This is a genomic window from Nonomuraea bangladeshensis, from assembly GCF_039529455.1.
GTDB classification, from domain to species: Bacteria; Actinomycetota; Actinomycetes; order Streptosporangiales; family Streptosporangiaceae; genus Nonomuraea; species Nonomuraea bangladeshensis.
This window is the reverse complement of record NZ_BAAAMV010000017.1, coordinates 14,391-30,906: the sequence shown is the minus strand read 5'-3', so window position 1 is coordinate 30,906 and position 16,516 is coordinate 14,391. Positions and strand designations below refer to the sequence as shown.

The following is a 16,516-nucleotide window of genomic DNA, read 5'->3' as shown; positions in this document are numbered from 1 at the left end:
CCAGTCTTCCGCCGGCGGCGGCAGGGGTAAGGCAGCAAGCATGTACGAGATCGCCCACCGGGTGCTGGCGCTGCGCAGCGATCCGCCCCGTGACGTGGTCGTCACGGTAGGCATGCCGTACGAGGAGCCGACGGGGGAGTGGTCGTGCCCCTACCGCATCGACGGGCTCGACGGATGGGAGCACGAGAGGAAGGTCACGGGACCCGACTCGCTGGGCGCGGCCGAGCTGGCGCTGGCCATGGTGCGGGCCGCGGTCACCGGCTCCCACGAGGCCAGGGAAGGGCTGCTGAACTGGGACGACGTCTCGCCGGGGCCGCGGGCGCAGACCGTCTGGGTCACCTGGGACAAGGAGCACGACCTCGCCTACATCGCGATGAAACGCGAGATCCTGCCCGGCGAGGCCACCCGGCAGGTGGTGGCGGAGGACGCCGTGCTCGACTACGGGGAGAAGGGGCGGCTGATCGGCGTGGAGCTGATGAACGCCGCCGCCCGGCTGCCGTCGGAGATGCGCCTGTGAGCCGTCCTGATCAGGGGGGCTACGGTTACATGCCGTGAGCTCTCCCCGTATCGTCGCCACCGACCTCGACGGCACCCTGCTGACCTCCGACCGCACCGTCTCGCCCCGCACCAGGGACGCGCTCCGGCTGGCCCGCGAGGCCGGGGCCGTGATCGTCTTCGTCACCGCCAGGCCGCCGCGGGGCGTGCGCGAGATCGCCGAGCAGGCGGGGGTCACGGGCACGGCGATCTGCAGCAACGGGGCCATCGTCTACGACCTGGACACCGACGAGATCACCGAGAGCCTGCCCCTCGATCCCGGCGTCGCGAGGCGCGCCGCGCTCGCCCTGGCCGAGGCGCTGCCGGGCGTCGGGCTCGCCGTCGAGACGGGCCGGGGCGTGCTGGCCGAGGCCGCCTACACCCGGCGCGTCCCCGAGGACATGCCGTTCTACCGCGAGGTCGTCTCGGTCATGGAGGAGGCGGAGCCCTTCGTCAAGCTGCTCGCCCACTCGCCGGCGCACACCGCCGACGAGATGATCGCCGCCGTGCTGGCGACCATGAAGGGCCTGGCCGAGGTCACCCAGTCGGGCGACGGCGGGCTCGTCGAGGTCAGCGCGCCGGGGGTGACCAAGGCCGCCGCCCTGGACCGCGTCTGCCGGGCGCACGGCGTGCCGGCGGGCGAGGTGGTGGCCTTCGGCGACATGCCGAACGACCTGGCGGTCCTGACGTACGCGGGCCAGGGGTACGCGATGGCCAACGCGCACCGGACGGTGCTCGCGTCGGTGCCGCGCCGCACCCTCTCCAACGACGAGCACGGCGTCGCGGCGGTGCTGGAACGCCTGTACGGCTGACGCTCACGGGGGCGCGTCGCTCCAGCGGTCCTGGGCCCGCATGACCTCGTCGGCGTGCGCGAAGGCCCACTCGCCGACCGCCCCCACCGGGCCGAGCAGGCTGCGGCCGAGCTCGGTCAGCTCGTACTCGACGCGCGGCGGCGCCTCGGCGTAGGCGTGCCGGGTGACGAGACCGTTGTACTCCAGGCGGCGCAGCGTCTCGGTGAGCACCTTCGTGCTGATGCCGCCGATCTCCTCGCGCAGCCGTCCCGGGCGGCGCGGGCCGTGCCGCAGGGACCACAGCACGACGGCGTTCCAGGTGTTGCCGAGCAGGTCGAACGCCAGCCGGGCTTGGCAGTCGGCGAGGAACAACGCGGACCCTCCCGTCGTCAGGCACCGAACGGTGTGTATCGGGCTTTCTAGTGTGCTCCCACCGGAGGAAACCCTTTCACAGGAGGAGGACGTACGTGCGCATTGGGATCCTGGGCGCGGGTGGGATGGCGGACGCGCTCGGCACGCAGTGGGCCGGGGCGGGGCACGAGATCATGATCAGCGGCAGGGACGCGGCGGCGACCGCCGCCCGCGCCGCCCGGAGCGGGTTCCGGGCGGGGAGCTGGGCCGAGGCGGCCGCGTTCGGCGAGGTCGTGGTGGTGGCGGTGCGGGAGGCGGGGCTCGTGGACGTGCTGACCGCCTGCGGCGGCGCGCTGCGCGGCAAGCCGCTCGTCGACGTCACCAACGCGGCCGACCCGTCCGCCTACGACCCGGCCCGCTCGCCGGCCCTGCTCATCGGCAGGCTCAGCGGCGGCCACGTGGTCAAGGCGTTCAACCTGTGCAACGTGGACGTGTGGCGGATGACGCCGCCGGTGTTCGGCGGGCGGCCGCTCGCCGTGCCGCTGTGCGGGGACGACCCGGCGGCGCTGGCGGCGGCCCGCACGCTGGTGTCCGTCCTCGGCTGCACCCCGCTGGACGGCGGCGGCCTCGCCCGGGTGACGCAGCTCGAGGCCACGGCGGCGTTCATGATCGGGCTGTGGTTCGGCGGCGCGGACGCCCAGGCCGTGCTGCCCCCGCTGGAGCAGTCCGGCACCCACGGCGTACGCCCTGAGGCGTAGCGGTGACCACCACCCACGGCGGATGCCCGGCTGCTCTCCTCGGATGATCCTGGTGGTCACGTGTCGGCGGGAGTTCGAAGGAGAGTGTCCGTGGTGACCACGCAGGTGGCCGTGAGGAACGGGTACGTGACCGCGTTCCGGGCCGTGACGGTGCTGAACACGCTGGCCGTGCTCGCGCAGGGGGTGACGGCCGGGCAGCTCCTCAGCGGGGGCGGCGCGGGCCTGCACGCGTCGGGGGCGCTGGCCGTGCACGTGCTGGGCCTCGCCCAGCTCGTCGCCGCCGTGCTGCTGTGGCGGCCGGGACGCGGCGCGGGCCGGCCGGCCCTGGTGGCGCTGGGGGTGCTGCTGCTCGGGTTCGTGCAGTCGATGCTGGGCGGGACGGGGGCGGTGGCCGGGCACGTGCCGCTCGGGATGGCGCTGCTCGGCCTCAGCGTGTGGCTGCTCGTCGCCGCCTGGCGCCGCTGACCCGGAGTTCAGGGGTGGCGGGCGAGGTGGTCGGCGCGGCGGATCGGCTCGGGGAGGCGGTAGCGGGGGGCCAGGCGGAGGACCTGGGCGGTGACGGTGTCCAGGGAGACGCGGTGGCCCTGGGAGACGTACACCGGCTTGACGCCCGGCCGGGTGCGCAGGGCGCGGCCCACCACGGCGCCGTCGTAGGTGATCGGCGTCCAGTCGCCCCGCTCCGGCCCCGGCGGCTCGTGCGTCCCGACGAACGGCGTCTTGCCCACCCCCAGCGCGGGCAGCCCGGTCAGCACGCCGAGATGGCAGGCCAGCCCGAAGCCGCGCGGGTGCGCGAGGCCGTACCCGTCGCAGACCAGCAGGTCGGGCGTGACGGTGAGCCGTTCGAGTGCCTCGACGAGCGCGGGCAGCTCGCGGAAGGCGAACAGCCCCGGCACGTAAGGGAAGGCCGCCTTCCCGTGCGCCACCACCTGCTCGGCCACGGCGAGCGTGCCGGCGTCCATGACGACCACGGCGGCCGTCAGCTCGCTGTCGCCGTGGTAGTGCACGTCCAGGCCCGCCACCAGGTCGAAGGAGTCGGGCCCGGTCAGTTCGACGCGGGGGCGGAGCCGGTCCTGGACCGCCTCCGCCTCCTCGACGGTGTCCGGCCACGGATGGAGCTGCTGTACCTGCACCCGGCACAAGGTACGCCCTGACCGCGCCCCGGGCCTACTTCGCGGTGGCCAGCCCGCGTCCTGCCGGGCCGCAGGACCCGACGGCGCGGACAAAACGGACAAGCCATAGCATGACCGGGTGATCGTCGGAGATGTGCTGGGCCTGCTCGGCACCGGTGTCGCGGCCGGCGTGGTGAGCACGGTCGTCAGCCTCGCCTCGATCGTCTCCTACCCCGCCCTGCTCGCCTTCGGCCTGCCCCCGCTGACCGCGAACGTCACCAACACCGTCGCCCTCGTCTTCACCGCCGTCGGCGCCGCCGCGGGCTCCCGCCCGGAGCTCGCGGGGGAGAGCCGCCCGATGCTGCGCCTCGGCCCGGTCGCCGCGCTGGGCGGCGCGACCGGCGCGCTGCTGCTGCTGGTGACGCCGGGGAGGACGTTCGAGCTCATCGCGCCCTGGCTGATCGGGATGGCCTCGCTCCTGCTGGCCCGGCCGCCCTCGGGCAAGGCGCGCGGCGAGCACGGGGTGCTCGGGAAGCTCGCGCTGTTCGCCGTCACGATCTACGTCGGCTACTTCGGCGCGGCCGGCGGCATCCTGCTGTTCGCCGTGCTCTCCGCGATGTTCGCCCATCCCGCCGCGAAGCTGAACGCGATGAAGAACGTGCTGTCCGGCCTGGCGAACGCGGTCGCCGCCCTCGGGTTCGCGCTGTTCGGCCCGGTGGACTGGGCGGCGGCCGCGCCGCTGGCGGCGGGCTTCCTGATCGGCGGCTGGATCGGCCCCAAGATCGCCCGCCGGCTGCCGGGCCACAGCCTGCGCTACCTGGCCGCCGCCTGCGGGGTCGCCGTGGCGGTCAAGCTCGGCTGGGACTCCTACGCGGGGTAGCCGCCGCCCGCGCCGCCGCGTGCTCGGCGACCAGGGCCGCGAAACGCAGGGTCACCTGGTGCCAGATCGGGGTGGACACCGGCTCGTCGGCCACCGCCCGCGCGTGGACCTCGTCCGGGTCGAAGCCGTCGGCCTGCCACTCGCGGATGCGCGCGGGCAGCACCTCGGGATGGAACTGCACCCCCCAGGCCCGCTCGCCCACCCGGAACGCCTGGTAGGGGCAGGCCGCCGTCTCGGCCAGCCACACCGCGCCGGGCGGCAGCCCGGTGACCGCGTCCTTGTGGTGCTCGACGGCGGGCACCACCGGGGGCAGCCCGTGGAAGAGCGGGTCCGTCGCCGCCTCCGGCCGGATCGTGACGGGCAGGCTGCCGTTCTCGGGGGCTCCCGCGTCTCCGGTGACCTCGCCGCCCGCCACCTCGGCGATCATCTGGCCGCCCAGGCAGATGCCGAGCAGCGGGACGCTCTCCGTGAGCGCCTGCCCGACCAGCCGCCGGGCGCCGGCCAGCCAGGGGGCCCGGTCGTCGTCGCCCGGCAGGTAGCCGCCGCCGAGCATGATCATGGCGTCGTGCTCCAGCCGGTCGGGGAGCGGGGCGCCCTCGTGGGCGAGCACGACGTCCAGCTCGTGGCCGGCGTCCTCCAGCCAGCCGCCCACCCGGCTCGGACCGCCGCTCCTGCTGTTCTGTACCACCAGCACCCGGCCGGCCGGGAGGTCATGGATCTTCGTGTCGCGCATGGCCAAGCATTCTGCCAGGCCGCGCGCGGCCTACTCGCGGAACATCGGCCTCGTGGCGTCCTCCGGCAGGTACGGCGAGCTGCCCTGCCCGTACGCGGGGGAGACGGAAAGGGGCTCAGGGGCGGTGGCCCGCCACCGCGAGGGGAACAACGAGACGGCCAGCAGCAGCACCCCGACGAACAGCAGCATCCCCGAGTGGCCGAGGGCCAGGTAACCGTCGTTCACGCGCGCGGGCAGCCAGTCCTGCCTGAGCACCGGCCCGCCCGCGTACTCCAGGAGGGGCAGCAGGCCGAGCGCGGTGTAGGCGAGCCCGCCGATGAGCGAGGCGACGGGCGAGAGCCGCGAGCCGGCGAGGAAGGCCAGGACGATCGCGGCGGCGGCCAGCACGCCGACGGCGTGCCACGGCAGCTGGAACGTGGACCGCGACTGGACGAGGATCTCGCCGATGCCGTAGAGGAAGCCGGCGAGCGCCAGAGGAGGAAGGAGCAGCCCGGCGACCACTCCGAGGGCATGACGGGCACCATTTGACATGATCTAACCCCGTTTGTTGGCTTGGTGCCCAACCTACCCCGCCCGTCCCGCGAGTGCGGGCGTACCGTGACCGATCAGTTCTTGATCGTGTAGCTGTCGCCGTAGACCTTCCACTTCAGCGGCGGTTTGAGGTCGAGGTTGCCGTTCTTCAGGAAGACCCGCTGCATGGTGTCCACCCGGGTGGTGTCCTCGTGCGCCTCCTCGGCCTTCATCGCCGCCTTCCGCGCGTCGAGGAAGGCGTTGAGGTAGGCGACCTCGTTCCCGCCCTGCGCCGGGGTTTTGGCCTTGGCGAGCGCGGCCTTCCTGATGCCGCCGAAGCTGAGCCTGTCGGCGCCGGGGCCGTGCATGACCATCGCGTCGTAGTAGACGAACTGGCCGAGCGCCCGCAGCCCGTCCTTCTCGGCCCGGCGGACGGCCGGGTCGAAGTAGACGCGGTCGCGCTCGTCGTCCTGGGCCCGCTGGAAGACGGGGTCCTTGGCGGCGGCCTTCCAGTCCTTGGTGAAGGCGGGGCCGAGGCCGGCGTGGGAGTCGGTGCCGTTGACCTTGCGCAGGGCGGGCAGGTACTTCGCCAGGACGTTGCCGGGCTTGCGCTTGGTGTAGAGCTCGACCAGCTCCAGCATGTCGCCCGTGCCGGAGCAGAAGCCGATGATGCCCGCCGTGTAGCCGCGCTCGTCCTTGATGTCCTCGATGTAGCCGTACTGGGCCTTCCAGTCCAGCGAGGAGTTCTCCGCGCTGGACACGAGCCGCATGGCGATGTCCTTCTTGTGGGGATCGCTGAGGCCGGGCGCGGCGCTGCCGGTGACGGCGAGGGAGAGGGTCAGGAGGGTGGCTGTGAGCACGAAAGCTCCTGGTTCGTTAGGAAAGTTTCCGAACGGACCCTACTCCGGCGACGCGCCCGAAACTACCGCTTCGGGCGAAGTGCGGCGAGCTGTTCCTCGAACGGCACGACCTCCTCGGCGACCTCCTCGCCAGGGTCCGCCGGCGCGGGGGCGCGGTGCGTCAGCAGGCCGGCCAGCTCCCCGGCGGCGCGCTCCACGCGCTCGCCGAGCCCGTCGGTGAACGCGTCCTGCCCGCCGCCCCAGTCCTCCGCCGCCGCGTACACGGCGGTCGGGACGACCACCGCCCGCAGGTACGCGAACAGCGGCCGCAGCGCATGCTCCAGCGCCAGCGAGTGCCGCGCCGTGCCGCCGGTCGCCGCGATCAGCACCGGCTTGCCGGTCAGCGCCGTGTTGTCGAGCACGTCGAAGAACGACTTGAACAGCCCGCTGTAGGAGCCGCTGAAGATCGGCGTGACCGCGACGAGCCCGTCGGCCTCGGTGACCGCGTCCAGCGCCGCGCGCAGCCGCGCGTTGGGGAACCCGGTGACGAAGGCGTTGGCCACGTCGCCGGCCAGTTCGCGCAGCTCGATCACCCGCACGTCGGGCTCGTGCCCGGCCAGCCGCCGGACCGCCGCCTCGGCGAGGCGGTCGGCCAGCAGCCGGGTCGAGGACGGCTGGGTCAGTCCGGCCGTGACGACCGCGAGCTTCATGATGTCTCCTTCGTACGGGGGGGTCAGGCTTCCACGGGGGCGATCTCCGCCTCCTGCTTGGCGGCGAGCAGGGAGGCGTGCGTCGGAGCGTCCGGCACCTCGGCCGGCCGGTTCTTGGCGAACTCGGCGCGCAGCACCGGCACGACCTCCTCGCCCAGGAGGTCGAGCTGCTCCAGCACGGTCTTCAGCGGCAGGCCGGCGTGGTCCATGAGGAACAGCTGGCGCTGGTAGTCGCCGAAGTAGTCCCTGAACTCCAGCGTCCGCTCGATGACCTGCTGCGGGCTGCCGACGGTCAGCGGCGTCTCGGCCGTGAACTCCTCCAGCGAGGGGCCGTGGCCGTACACCGGGGCATTGTCGAAGTACGGACGGAACTCCCTGATCGCGTCCTGGGAGTTCTTGCGCATGAACACCTGCCCGCCGAGCCCGACGATCGCCTGCTCGGGGGTGCCGTGGCCGTAGTGGGCGTAGCGCCGCCGGTAGAGGGCGATGAGCCGCTGGAAGTGCTCCTTCGGCCAGAAGATGTTGTTGGCGAAGAAGCCGTCGCCGTAGTAGGCGGCCTGCTCGGCGATCTCGGGGCTGCGGATCGAGCCGTGCCAAACGAACGGCGGCACCCCGTCCAGCGGCCGCGGCGTCGAGGTGAAGCCCTGGAGCGGCGTGCGGAACTTGCCCTCCCAGTCGACCACGTCCTCGCGCCAGAGCCGGTGCAGCAGCGCGTAGTTCTCCACCGCGAGGGGGATGCCCTGGCGGATGTCCTGGCCGAACCACGGGTAGACCGGGCCGGTGTTGCCCCGGCCCATCATCACGTCCACGCGGCCCTCCGCCAGGTGCTGGAGCATCGCGAAGTCCTCGGCGATCTTCACCGGGTCGTTCGTGGTGATGAGGGTCGTGGAGGTCGACAGGATCAGCCGCTCGGTGCGTGCCGCGATGTAGCCGAGCATGGTGGTGGGGGAGGACGGCACGAACGGCGGGTTGTGGTGCTCGCCGGTCGCGAAGACGTCCAGGCCGACCTCCTCGGCCTTGAGCGCGATCGTCACCATGGCCTTGATCCGCTCATGCTCGGTCGGCGTCCTGCCCGTCGTGGGGTCCATGGTCACGTCGCCCACGGTGAAGATCCCGAACTGCACTTTAGTCACCATCCATGACTGTTGAAACTTTAACGGTTACGGTAGCGCTCAGGCCCTCGTGGTTATTCCATCATCGTCGTTCAGAGGGCGTTGATGCCCGCCGGGCCGAGCACCCGCTCGGGCGCCCCGTGCTCGGCCACGGCGATCATGGCCTTGCCGATCTGCTCGGTCGTCGTCATCGCCGGGCCGAACATCCGCCGCAGGAGCGGATAGACCGGGCGCGTGACGATGTAGCCGAGACGGTAGAGCCGGGTGCGCGAGGTGATGCCGTGCATGGGCTGGATGTAGCCGGGCCGGAACATGTAGGCCCGCAGGTCCATCGCCAGCAGCGCGTTCTCGGTCTCGCCCTTCACCCGCGCCCACATGGCGCGGCCGTGGGCGTCGGTGCCGGCGCCGGAGACGTAGACGAAGACCGAGCCGGGGCTGAGCCTGGCCAGGACGCGGCCGGCCGTCACCGTGTAGTCGTAGGTGACGTGCCGGTAGTCCTTCTCGTTCATGCCGGCCGAGGAGACGCCCAGGCAGAAGAAGCAGGCGTCGTACCCGGCCAGGCGGTCCTCGATCGGCGACAGGTCGGTCAGGTCGCCGTGGACGAGCTCGCGCAGCTTGGGGTGGGCGGCGCCGGTCGCCGTGCGCCCGACGGTGAGCACGTCCGTGACCCTGGCGTCGAGCAGGCACTCGCGCAGCACGCCCCGGCCCACCATGCCGGTCGCCCCGAAGATGATCACTTTCATGGCGGCCCGCCCCGATCGTCTCGCCGATGTCGTCAGGGGAAGGATAGGGCCGGGCGGCAGGGTGGGCGGCAGGGTGGGCGGCAGGGTGGGCGGCAGCGTGGGCGGCAGGGTGGGCGCGCGGGCGGGCGGGGGAGGGCTACGGGCCCCCGAGATCGCGGGCCGCCTCGGCCAGCAGGGCCACCGCCGGCGCCGGGAGCTCCAGCCCGCGGGTCGAGATCCCGATCGCCCACGCCGTGCCGGCGACCACGGCCCCCGCGCACGCCACCTGCTCGCGGAACTGCCCGTGCTCCTCCACCACCACCTGCCCCGGAGGCAGGCCCGCCAGCTCCTCCTCCACGTCCTCCAAGGTGGCCGGGGTGGCGGAGGTGAAGCGGGGCAGCCGGCCGTACCCGAGCAGGATCTCCCGCCGGTCCCGCGCCGGCAGCGCCCGCAGCAGCGCCTTGCCCAGCGCGGTCGCGTGCGGCGCGGTCTCCAGCCCCGACTGCAGGTCCTCCAGCCACGGCGAGCGCGGCCCCTGGACGACGTCCACCACCAGCAGCCGCCCGTCGGCGAGCTGCGCCAGGTACGCGGTGTGCCCCGTGACCTCCGTCAGATGCCGCAGCACGGAACGGGCGCGCGGCGGCCGCTCGAAGGCGTCCAGCATGTCGTGGAAGCGCTCGGCCACCTTCGAGCCCAGCAGGTAGTCGCCCTCGGGCCGCCGGTGCAGGTAGCCCTCGTAGCACAGGGTGCGGACCAGGTGGTACGACGTCGACAGGTTGAGCCCGCAGCGGCGGGCGATCACCTTGACCGGCAGGGGCCGATCGGCCCGCGCCACCTCCTCCAGCACGCGCAGGGCACGCGAGACACTGCGGATCAGATCGCTGGGCTGTGCGTCACCTGTCATCGCTCCAGCATCTTCGTCGGGTGGGATCGGCACGCCTGACCCGGCGGACATACCCGCCTGACGGTGAGGACAGGCCGGTGATATCGCAGTGCGCCAGTGGGGCGCGCGGGACAGGTCAGCGGGCGGTGCGCCAGCTCTGCTCCTCCACCAGCTCCACGCTGCGCCAGCCGTCCGGGGTGCGGCGCAGGCGGTGGTGGTACCAGCCGCCGCCGTGCAGGAAGCCCGCCGTCCCGGCCGCGACCATCTCCCGGCTCGGCGCGAGGGTGTCGGTGAACGGCGCGCTCACGCGGGCCTCCCCGTCACCGCTGAAGTCGATCACCGGTGCGCCGATCAGGTGCAGCCGGCCCGGCCAGTGCGCGAGCACCTCCGCGAGCCACGCCTTCACCTCCTCCCGCCCGCCCCTGACGCCGCCCGCCGAGCTGTAGTCGATGACGGCGTCCTCGGTGAACACCTCGTCGAGCCGCTCCCAGCGGCCCGAGTCGACGGCGCGGGTGTAGCGGGCCAGCAGGTCCGCGATCTCCAGGCGGTCGGCGAGCTCTCGTGCGTCCATGCGGTGATCGTCGCGCCGGGACGGCGTTCCCGCCAGACCCGGTGCACGCCGGCGCGTTCAGAGCAGCCAGTTGACCACCACGGTCAGCACGATCGACAGCAGGACCGACACGATGATCATCAGCAGGCAGCCCGTCCAGCCGCCCAGCGGCCGCACGTCCCAGTTCCCGAACCTCATGGTCCGCGCCTACCCCGGCCCGGGGGCCCCAGACAAGCACGAAGCCCCGGCCTGTCGGGACCGGGGCTGTGGCGTCGCGCTGGTGGACGATACTGGGATTGAACCAGTGACCTCTTCCGTGTCAGGGAAGCGCTCTCCCGCTGAGCTAATCGTCCTTGTGAGGTGGCGACGGGATTTGAACCCGTGTGGACGGCTTTGCAGGCCGCTGCCTCGCCTCTCGGCCACGCCACCGAGCCGGAAGCTCCGAGCGGAAGACGGGATTCGAACCCGCGACCCTCACCTTGGCAAGGTGATGCTCTACCACTGAGCCACTTCCGCATCCGCCCCGCTCGCGACCCGGGGCGACGAGAGAACTGTAGCGAATCTCGGCCGAGTACCCAAACTGGATAAGCCGCGCCCCTCGCCCCGCCGGGCTCAGGCTGGACGCGGGCCCGCCGTCTCCAGGCGGTAGTCCTGGCCGGAGACCCGCCGATTGTCGTCGATCACCTGCTCGGACGGAGGTTTCACCCCGTCCACGACCGCGGCCTGCCGCTGCTCGAACCGCTCGTGGGGGCCGGGCGCATAGCCGGTGCCCAGCGTGGTCCAGCCGGCCTGCGCGGCGAGTAGCTGCCGCAGGTACGCCTTGTTCGGTTCGAACGTCACCGGCGGCGGCAGCGCCGGGGCCAGCACCTGGTCCGGGTCGCGCCCGTCGAAGCGCCGGAACAGCTCGGCCGCCAGCCGCAGGTGCTCCAGCTCCATCCCCAGGTGCAGCTCCCAGAGGCGCTTCACCTGCGGGTCGGACTCGGTCTCCATGAAGGAGTAGTAGAGGTAGCACTCGTTGTACTCGTGGTTGAGCAGCCGCTCCCACCAGCTCTGCCCCGGGTCCACCAGGGACTCGTAGAGGGTGACGTGCTCCTCCTCCACCATGCCGATCTCCTGGTAGAGCCCGCGCGCGACCGGCTCCATCTGCTGGGGGCCGGCGTTGAGGTAGTAGTTCATGGTCTGCTGCTCGGTCGCCGCGATCGTCAGGGCGTGCAGGCGGGACAGCGGCTCGGTGCGGCCGCGGTCGTAGGCCTCGCGCACGTCGTCCACCGGATCGCGGTGCTGCAGGTGCGTCGGCCGCCCCGGCATGATCTCGGTCACGTCGCCGACGATCTTCTCCGCCTCGCGGTGCTCGAGCAGCTCGTACAGGTTGGCGTACCGGTAGAGGTGGTCGACCTCGTCCAGCACCCCGAACTCGTACGCCTGCCGCAGGTACGGGTCCGGCTCCATCCGCGCCACCCACGCCGTCAGGTCCACGGCGACCTGCTCGTAGGCGATGGTCGTCTCCAGCACCGACGACACCCCGGGCAGCAGCCAGTTCACCGCCTTCTGCTGCTGCGCCTCGACGGCGCGGACCTGGGCGAGCCGCCGTCTGAGCTCGGCGTCGGGGCAGTGCCGGGCCAGGTGGTGGCTGAACAGCACCGCCTCCACCTCGATGCCGTTCATCGTGATGATCCGGCAGCGGGTGTACGGGTCGGCGCGGTCGGGGTCGATGGGCGTGCGGTGCAGCTCGCGCCAGTCGCGCAGCTGCCTGTCCAGCGGGATGCCCCGCTCCTGCAGCGGATCGAAGGCCATGTCGCGGGCCGTACCCGGAGGCCGGGCGGGCAACCTCCGCGTTGGGTCCCCGGACGGCCCGCGTTCGGTAAGGAGGCGCGTGGCAGAGGGGAGGCCGGGTAGGCCGCCTGGCGTGGCTGAACACGATGTGATCGACCTGCTGGTGGCCCAGCACGGGAGGATCAGGGACCTGTTCGACGAGGTCGAGCAGGCGCCGCCGGACAAGGTGGAGGCGGCCTTCGCCCGCCTGACGCGGATGCTGTCCATGCACGAGACCGCCGAGGAGGAGATCGTCCATCCGTACGCGCGCAGGAAGCTCGACAACGGCCCCGGCGTCGTCGCCGACCGGCTGCGCGAGGAGAGCCTGACCAGGCGGCTGCTGCAGGATCTGCACCACGACGGCGTGGACCACCCCCGGTTCTGGGACCGCCTGGCCGAGCTGCGGGCCGCCGTCACCGCGCACGCGCGCGGCGAGGAACGCTACGAGTTCGCCCGGCTGCGCGCCCGTACGACGCCCGTCGAACGCCGGGCGATGGGCGCGGCGCTCCGGGCCGCCGAGGGCCTGGCGACGATCCGCCCGCACGCCGGCGCCGAGTCCGCCACCAGGAACCTGCTGGTGGGCACCCCGAGGGCGGTCGCGGAACGGGCCCGCGACGCGATCCGCAGAGCGCTCGGGAGAAGCTGAGCCTTCGGCAGGAGCTGAGCCTTCGGCAGGAGCTGGCCCTCGCGCGCACCCTTCGACGCGGGCCGAAATGTCCGCGTACTACCGTCGTGAGCATGGAACACATCGCCCGGGACGCCGACATCGCCCCCGTAGCCGCGCTCATCGCGGACCCGACCCGGGCGGCCATCCTCACGGCGCTCCTCGACGGCCGCGCGCTCGCGGCGGGGGAGCTGGCCAGGGTCGCCGGAGTGAGCGCCGCCACCGCGAGCGCCCACCTGGCGAAACTGCTCGACGGCCGGCTCGTGGACGTCGTCCGGCAGGGCCGCCACCGCTACTACCGCCTGTCCGGCCACGAGGTCGCCGAGGTCCTGGAGGTCCTCGCCAGGATCAGCGCCCGGCCGCCGGTCCGCTCGCTGCGCCAGTCCCGCCAGGCGCGGCTCCTGGAGGAGGCCCGCACCTGCTACGACCACCTCGCCGGACGCGCCGGCGTCGGACTGCTCGACGGCCTGCGCGCCGGCGGCTACTACGCCGGCGCCGACCTCACCGGCGAGGGCGAGCGGCTGCTGACCGGTCTCGGCGTGGACGTGGCGGGCGCGCGGGGCTCGCGGCGCAGGTTCGCCCCCGAGTGCCTGGACTGGACCGAGCGCCGCGCGCACCTCGGCGGGGCGCTCGGCGCGGCGGTCACGGACGCGCTGTTCGAGCGCGGCTGGTACCGCCGGGGCACCGTCCCACGTGCGGTGATCCTGACGGACGAGGGCAGGGAAGGGCTGGCCGCGTTGTTCCCGAGTAAGGAGCTAACATCGCACACACCAGTTACCTGACGAGGGAGTGCCCACCATGCGCGACAACGGAGTCGTGGCCGTAGGCCCGGAGCCGCTGAGCTTCCAGGACGTGATCGACGTGGCCCGCCACGGTGCCGCGGTCAGGCTCACCGACGACGCCGTGGCCGCCATGGCCGCCGCCCGCCAGCGGGTGGACGAGCTGGCCGAGAGCCCCGTCCCCGCGTACGGCGTCTCGACCGGGTTCGGCGCCCTCGCCACCCGGCACATCGACCCGGCGCTGCGCGCGCAGCTCCAGCGCTCCCTCGTCCGCTCGCACGCGGCCGGCAACGGCCCCGAGGTCGAGACCGAGGTCGTGCGCGCCCTCATGCTGCTGCGCCTGCACACCCTCGCCACCGGCCACACCGGCATCCGCCCGGTCACCGCCAAGACCCTGGCCGCCCTCATCAGCGCCGGCCTCACCCCGGTCGTGCACGAGTACGGCAGCCTCGGCTGCTCCGGCGACCTCGCCCCGCTCGCGCACGTCGCGCTCACGCTCATGGGCGAGGGCGTGGTCCGCGACCGCGACGGCGACCTCCGACCCGCCGCCGAGGCGCTGAAGCAGGCCCGCATCGAGCCCGTCGAGCTGGCCGCCAAGGAGGGCCTGGCGCTCATCAACGGCACCGACGGCATGCTCGGCATGCTCGTCCTCGCCGTCCACGACCTCACCCGCCTGGTCCGCACCGCCGACGTGAGCGCCGCCATGAGCGTGGAGGCGCTGCTCGGCACCGACCGCGTCTTCGCCCCGGAGCTGCAGGCCCTGCGCCCCCACCCCGGCCAGGCCAGCTCGGCCGCCAACATGGTGAAGGTGCTGCGCGAGTCGGACATCATGGCCAGCCACCGCGACCCGGAGGCGTGCACCCGCGTCCAGGACGCCTACTCGCTGCGCTGCGCCCCGCAGGTCGCCGGGGCGGTCCGCGACACGCTCGCGCACGCCGCCACCGTCGCCGAGCGGGAGCTGGCCAGCGCCGTGGACAACCCGGCCGTGCTGGCCGACGGCCGGGTGGAGTCCAACGGCAACTTCCACGGGGCGCCCCTCGCGTACGTGCTGGACTTCCTCGCCGTGGTGGCCGCCGACCTGGCGTCGATGTCGGAGCGGCGTACCGACCGGTTCCTCGACGTGGCGCGCAACCACGGGCTGCCCGCCTTCCTCGCCGACGACCCCGGCGTGGACTCCGGTCACATGATCGCCCAGTACACCCAGGCCGCGATCGTCTCCGAGCTGAAGCGCCTGGCCGTGCCCGCCAGCGTCGACTCGATCCCGAGCTCGGCCATGCAGGAGGACCATGTGTCCATGGGCTGGTCGGCGGCGCGCAAGCTGCGCAGGTCGATCGACGGGCTCACCCGCGTGCTGGCGATCGAGGTGCTGACCGCCGCCCGCGCGCTCGACCTGCGCGCGCCCCTGCGGCCCGCCCCCGCGACGGCCGCCGTGGTGCGGGCGCTGCGCGAGACCGTCCCCGCCCCCGGGCCCGACCGGTTCCTGGCGCCGGAGATCGACGCCGCCGTCCGCCTGGTCGCCGACGGCGGCGTGGTCGCCGCGGTGGAGCAGGTCACCGGCCCCCTGGCGTGACCCGCGAGGGCAGCGCCACGATCAGGTCCACCTCCAGCAGCAGGCCCGGCATGAACAGCCGCGACACCTCCACGGTCGTGCTGGCCGGGGGCGTGCCGGTGATGTACTTGCGGCGCACCGCGCCGTGCTCGGCGCGGGCGTCCATGTCCGTCAGGTACGTCCGGATGAACGCGATGTCGCCGAACCCCGCCCCCTGGTCGGCGAGAATGCGCTCGATGACCTGGTAGATGTGCTCGGACTGGGCCGTCATCGAGCCCTCGCCGACGATCCGGCCCTGCTCGTCGAAGGCCGCGACCCCCGAGACGTAGAGCGTGTCGCCGGCCCGCACCGCGTGGGAGTACATCCCGTTCGTGGCGGGGACCGTCGCCAGGTTGAGCGGCACCGCCCGCGTACCGGCCCGGTGGCCTCCCACGTGGGCGGCGATGGCGGTCAGGTCGCGCTCGCCCAGCCCGGCCGCCCGCGCCTCCTGCAGCCGGGCGCGGGCGGCCCCCGCCACGCTCGCGCCCTCCCACGCCCCCAGCTCCAGGTCCTTGGCGGCGTGCGCGAGGGAGTAGCGGGTCTCGGCGGCGGGCACGCGCAGCCGCTCGGCCAGCGCGCCCAGCGGGGTGGCCGCCAGCACGCCGAACAGCTCCTCGCGATCGACGCCGTGCGCCTCCCCGTACGCCAGCGTCTCGGCCAGCAGCACCTGGGCGGGCACCAGCGCGTTCATCACGGCCAGCTTCATGGCCGCGCCCGCGCCGAGCGGCCCGAGCTCGCGCACCGTGCCGAACACCGACAGCACCTCGCGGCAGCGCGCCAGGTCCGGGCCGTCGCCGCCGGCCAGCACGGTCAGTGAGCCCTCGGCCGCCGGGCCGACGCTGCCCAGCACCGGCGCGTCCACCAGGCCGACCCCGGCAGGCAGCAGCGCGCGCAGCTCCCGGACCGCCTCCGGGCCGATCGTGGACATCTCGACCACCGTCGTGCCCGGCCGCAGCCCCGGCAGCGCCGCGGTCAGCACCTCGCGGACCGCCGCCGGATCGCTCAGCATCGTGATGACCAGGTCCGCGCCCTCCACCGCCGCCGCGGCGGTGACGCCCGTGCCGCGCCGCCAGGTGGTCACGTCGTGCCCGGCCGCCGCCAGCCGCCGGGCCATGGGGACGCCCATGCGTCCCTGTCCGAGAAAAGCAATCATGCGGGCCAGTGAAGCGGTAAGTCCGGTATTCCACCACC

20 protein-coding genes and 3 tRNA genes are annotated in these 16,516 nt (G+C 73.3%); 8 read left to right on the top strand and 15 right to left on the bottom strand.

From position 1 onward, the window contains the following. Positions 1 to 40 precede the first annotated feature (40 nt). Positions 41 to 517 (top strand): DUF2283 domain-containing protein, encoded by a 477-nt coding sequence (locus ABD292_RS43200; protein ID WP_344218165.1) that lies wholly within the window; start codon positions 41 to 43, stop codon positions 515 to 517. A gap of 34 nt (positions 518 to 551) precedes the next feature. Beyond that, entirely contained in the window at positions 552 to 1,346 is a 795-nt protein-coding gene (locus ABD292_RS43195; RefSeq protein ID WP_344218163.1) for an HAD family hydrolase, read from the top strand. Positions 1,347 to 1,349: 3 nt separating this feature from the next. Here ABD292_RS43195 and ABD292_RS43190 read toward each other — a convergent pair whose 3' ends face one another. Then, the gene (locus ABD292_RS43190) at positions 1,350 to 1,697 is read right to left on the bottom strand and encodes a winged helix-turn-helix transcriptional regulator (RefSeq protein WP_344218161.1); all 348 of its coding nucleotides are present in this window, start codon (positions 1,695 to 1,697) and stop codon (positions 1,350 to 1,352) included. Positions 1,698 to 1,792: 95 nt separating this feature from the next. Between ABD292_RS43190 and ABD292_RS43185 the strand changes: the two genes are divergently transcribed. Beyond that, on the top strand, positions 1,793 to 2,434 hold the full coding sequence (locus ABD292_RS43185) for an NADPH-dependent F420 reductase (protein WP_344218159.1): 642 nt from the start codon (positions 1,793 to 1,795) through the stop codon (positions 2,432 to 2,434). A gap of 90 nt (positions 2,435 to 2,524) precedes the next feature. Continuing rightward, positions 2,525 to 2,899 (top strand): hypothetical protein, encoded by a 375-nt coding sequence (locus ABD292_RS43180; protein ID WP_344218157.1) that lies wholly within the window; start codon positions 2,525 to 2,527, stop codon positions 2,897 to 2,899. An 8-nt stretch (positions 2,900 to 2,907) separates the two neighbouring features. Here the strand turns inward: ABD292_RS43180 and ABD292_RS43175 are convergent, their stop codons facing one another. After that, positions 2,908 to 3,564, bottom strand: a complete 657-nt coding sequence (locus ABD292_RS43175) for an endonuclease V (protein WP_344218155.1) — start codon at positions 3,562 to 3,564, stop codon at positions 2,908 to 2,910. 118 nt (positions 3,565 to 3,682) lie between these two features. Between ABD292_RS43175 and ABD292_RS43170 the strand changes: the two genes are divergently transcribed. Continuing rightward, the gene (locus tag ABD292_RS43170; protein ID WP_344218153.1) at positions 3,683 to 4,423 is read left to right on the top strand and encodes a sulfite exporter TauE/SafE family protein; all 741 of its coding nucleotides are present in this window, start codon (positions 3,683 to 3,685) and stop codon (positions 4,421 to 4,423) included. On the opposite strand, the gene ABD292_RS43165 is transcribed toward ABD292_RS43170, so the two are convergent. The 12 genes from ABD292_RS43165 to ABD292_RS43110 form a co-directional block, all read right to left on the bottom strand. After that, positions 4,392 to 5,156, bottom strand: coding sequence for a type 1 glutamine amidotransferase (locus tag ABD292_RS43165; protein ID WP_344218151.1), 765 nt, complete (start codon positions 5,154 to 5,156; stop codon positions 4,392 to 4,394). The two genes, ABD292_RS43170 and ABD292_RS43165, sit on opposite strands and share 32 nt — an antisense overlap. 30 nt (positions 5,157 to 5,186) lie before the next feature. Further along, on the bottom strand, positions 5,187 to 5,687 hold the full coding sequence (locus ABD292_RS43160) for a hypothetical protein (RefSeq protein WP_344218149.1): 501 nt from the start codon (positions 5,685 to 5,687) through the stop codon (positions 5,187 to 5,189). Between the two features lie 74 nt (positions 5,688 to 5,761). Further along, complete coding sequence (locus ABD292_RS43155; protein WP_344218147.1) at positions 5,762 to 6,526, bottom strand: chitosanase; 765 nt, start codon at positions 6,524 to 6,526, stop codon at positions 5,762 to 5,764. A gap of 62 nt (positions 6,527 to 6,588) precedes the next feature. Beyond that, positions 6,589 to 7,215, bottom strand: a complete 627-nt coding sequence (locus ABD292_RS43150) for an FMN reductase (protein WP_344218145.1) — start codon at positions 7,213 to 7,215, stop codon at positions 6,589 to 6,591. Between the two features lie 23 nt (positions 7,216 to 7,238). Next, entirely contained in the window at positions 7,239 to 8,339 is a 1,101-nt protein-coding gene (locus ABD292_RS43145) for an LLM class flavin-dependent oxidoreductase (RefSeq protein ID WP_344218143.1), read from the bottom strand. A gap of 80 nt (positions 8,340 to 8,419) precedes the next feature. Further along, positions 8,420 to 9,070, bottom strand: coding sequence for an NAD(P)H-binding protein (locus tag ABD292_RS43140; RefSeq protein ID WP_344218141.1), 651 nt, complete (start codon positions 9,068 to 9,070; stop codon positions 8,420 to 8,422). A gap of 136 nt (positions 9,071 to 9,206) precedes the next feature. Next, positions 9,207 to 9,953 (bottom strand): IclR family transcriptional regulator, encoded by a 747-nt coding sequence (locus ABD292_RS43135; RefSeq protein WP_344218139.1) that lies wholly within the window; start codon positions 9,951 to 9,953, stop codon positions 9,207 to 9,209. Positions 9,954 to 10,068: 115 nt separating this feature from the next. Continuing rightward, positions 10,069 to 10,503 (bottom strand): nuclear transport factor 2 family protein, encoded by a 435-nt coding sequence (locus tag ABD292_RS43130; RefSeq protein WP_344218137.1) that lies wholly within the window; start codon positions 10,501 to 10,503, stop codon positions 10,069 to 10,071. A gap of 257 nt (positions 10,504 to 10,760) precedes the next feature. Beyond that, a tRNA-Val gene (locus ABD292_RS43125) sits at positions 10,761 to 10,835 on the bottom strand. 5 nt (positions 10,836 to 10,840) lie between these two features. Further along, a tRNA-Cys gene (locus ABD292_RS43120) sits at positions 10,841 to 10,911 on the bottom strand. 15 nt (positions 10,912 to 10,926) lie between these two features. After that, positions 10,927 to 10,998, bottom strand: a tRNA-Gly gene (locus ABD292_RS43115). A gap of 96 nt (positions 10,999 to 11,094) precedes the next feature. Next, positions 11,095 to 12,276 (bottom strand): hypothetical protein, encoded by a 1,182-nt coding sequence (locus tag ABD292_RS43110; protein WP_344218135.1) that lies wholly within the window; start codon positions 12,274 to 12,276, stop codon positions 11,095 to 11,097. Between the two features lie 112 nt (positions 12,277 to 12,388). Here ABD292_RS43110 and ABD292_RS43105 point away from each other — a divergent pair, with 112 nt between their 5' ends. The 3 genes from ABD292_RS43105 (at position 12,389) to hutH (ending at position 15,307) form a co-directional block, all read left to right on the top strand. Then, positions 12,389 to 12,940, top strand: coding sequence for a hemerythrin domain-containing protein (locus ABD292_RS43105; RefSeq protein ID WP_344218133.1), 552 nt, complete (start codon positions 12,389 to 12,391; stop codon positions 12,938 to 12,940). A gap of 92 nt (positions 12,941 to 13,032) precedes the next feature. Further along, complete coding sequence (locus tag ABD292_RS43100; protein WP_344218131.1) at positions 13,033 to 13,740, top strand: ArsR/SmtB family transcription factor; 708 nt, start codon at positions 13,033 to 13,035, stop codon at positions 13,738 to 13,740. 16 nt (positions 13,741 to 13,756) lie between these two features. Then, on the top strand, positions 13,757 to 15,307 hold the full coding sequence (gene hutH, locus ABD292_RS43095) for a histidine ammonia-lyase (RefSeq protein WP_344218129.1): 1,551 nt from the start codon (positions 13,757 to 13,759) through the stop codon (positions 15,305 to 15,307). Here hutH and ABD292_RS43090 read toward each other — a convergent pair. After that, positions 15,288 to 16,478 carry an NAD(P)-binding domain-containing protein gene (locus ABD292_RS43090; protein ID WP_344218127.1) on the bottom strand — a complete coding sequence of 397 codons (1,191 nt, stop codon included), beginning with the start codon at positions 16,476 to 16,478 and terminating at the stop codon, positions 15,288 to 15,290. The genes hutH and ABD292_RS43090 overlap by 20 nt on opposite strands. Positions 16,479 to 16,516: the final 38 nt, after the last annotated feature.

Coding starts and splice junctions, on each gene's coding strand:
- hutH (WP_344218129.1), top strand. CDS start 13,757: ATGCGCGACAACGGAGTCGTGGCCGTAGGCCCGGAGCCGCTGAGCTTC.
- ABD292_RS43200 (WP_344218165.1), top strand. CDS start 41: ATGTACGAGATCGCCCACCGGGTGCTGGCGCTGCGCAGCGATCCGCCC.
- ABD292_RS43130 (WP_344218137.1), bottom strand. CDS start 10,503: ATGGACGCACGAGAGCTCGCCGACCGCCTGGAGATCGCGGACCTGCTG.
- ABD292_RS43140 (WP_344218141.1), bottom strand. CDS start 9,070: ATGAAAGTGATCATCTTCGGGGCGACCGGCATGGTGGGCCGGGGCGTG.
- ABD292_RS43100 (WP_344218131.1), top strand. CDS start 13,033: ATGGAACACATCGCCCGGGACGCCGACATCGCCCCCGTAGCCGCGCTC.
- ABD292_RS43150 (WP_344218145.1), bottom strand. CDS start 7,215: ATGAAGCTCGCGGTCGTCACGGCCGGACTGACCCAGCCGTCCTCGACC.
- ABD292_RS43135 (WP_344218139.1), bottom strand. CDS start 9,953: ATGACAGGTGACGCACAGCCCAGCGATCTGATCCGCAGTGTCTCGCGT.
- ABD292_RS43090 (WP_344218127.1), bottom strand. CDS start 16,478: ATGATTGCTTTTCTCGGACAGGGACGCATGGGCGTCCCCATGGCCCGG.
- ABD292_RS43165 (WP_344218151.1), bottom strand. CDS start 5,156: ATGCGCGACACGAAGATCCATGACCTCCCGGCCGGCCGGGTGCTGGTG.
- ABD292_RS43160 (WP_344218149.1), bottom strand. CDS start 5,687: ATGTCAAATGGTGCCCGTCATGCCCTCGGAGTGGTCGCCGGGCTGCTC.
- ABD292_RS43110 (WP_344218135.1), bottom strand. CDS start 12,276: ATGGCCTTCGATCCGCTGCAGGAGCGGGGCATCCCGCTGGACAGGCAG.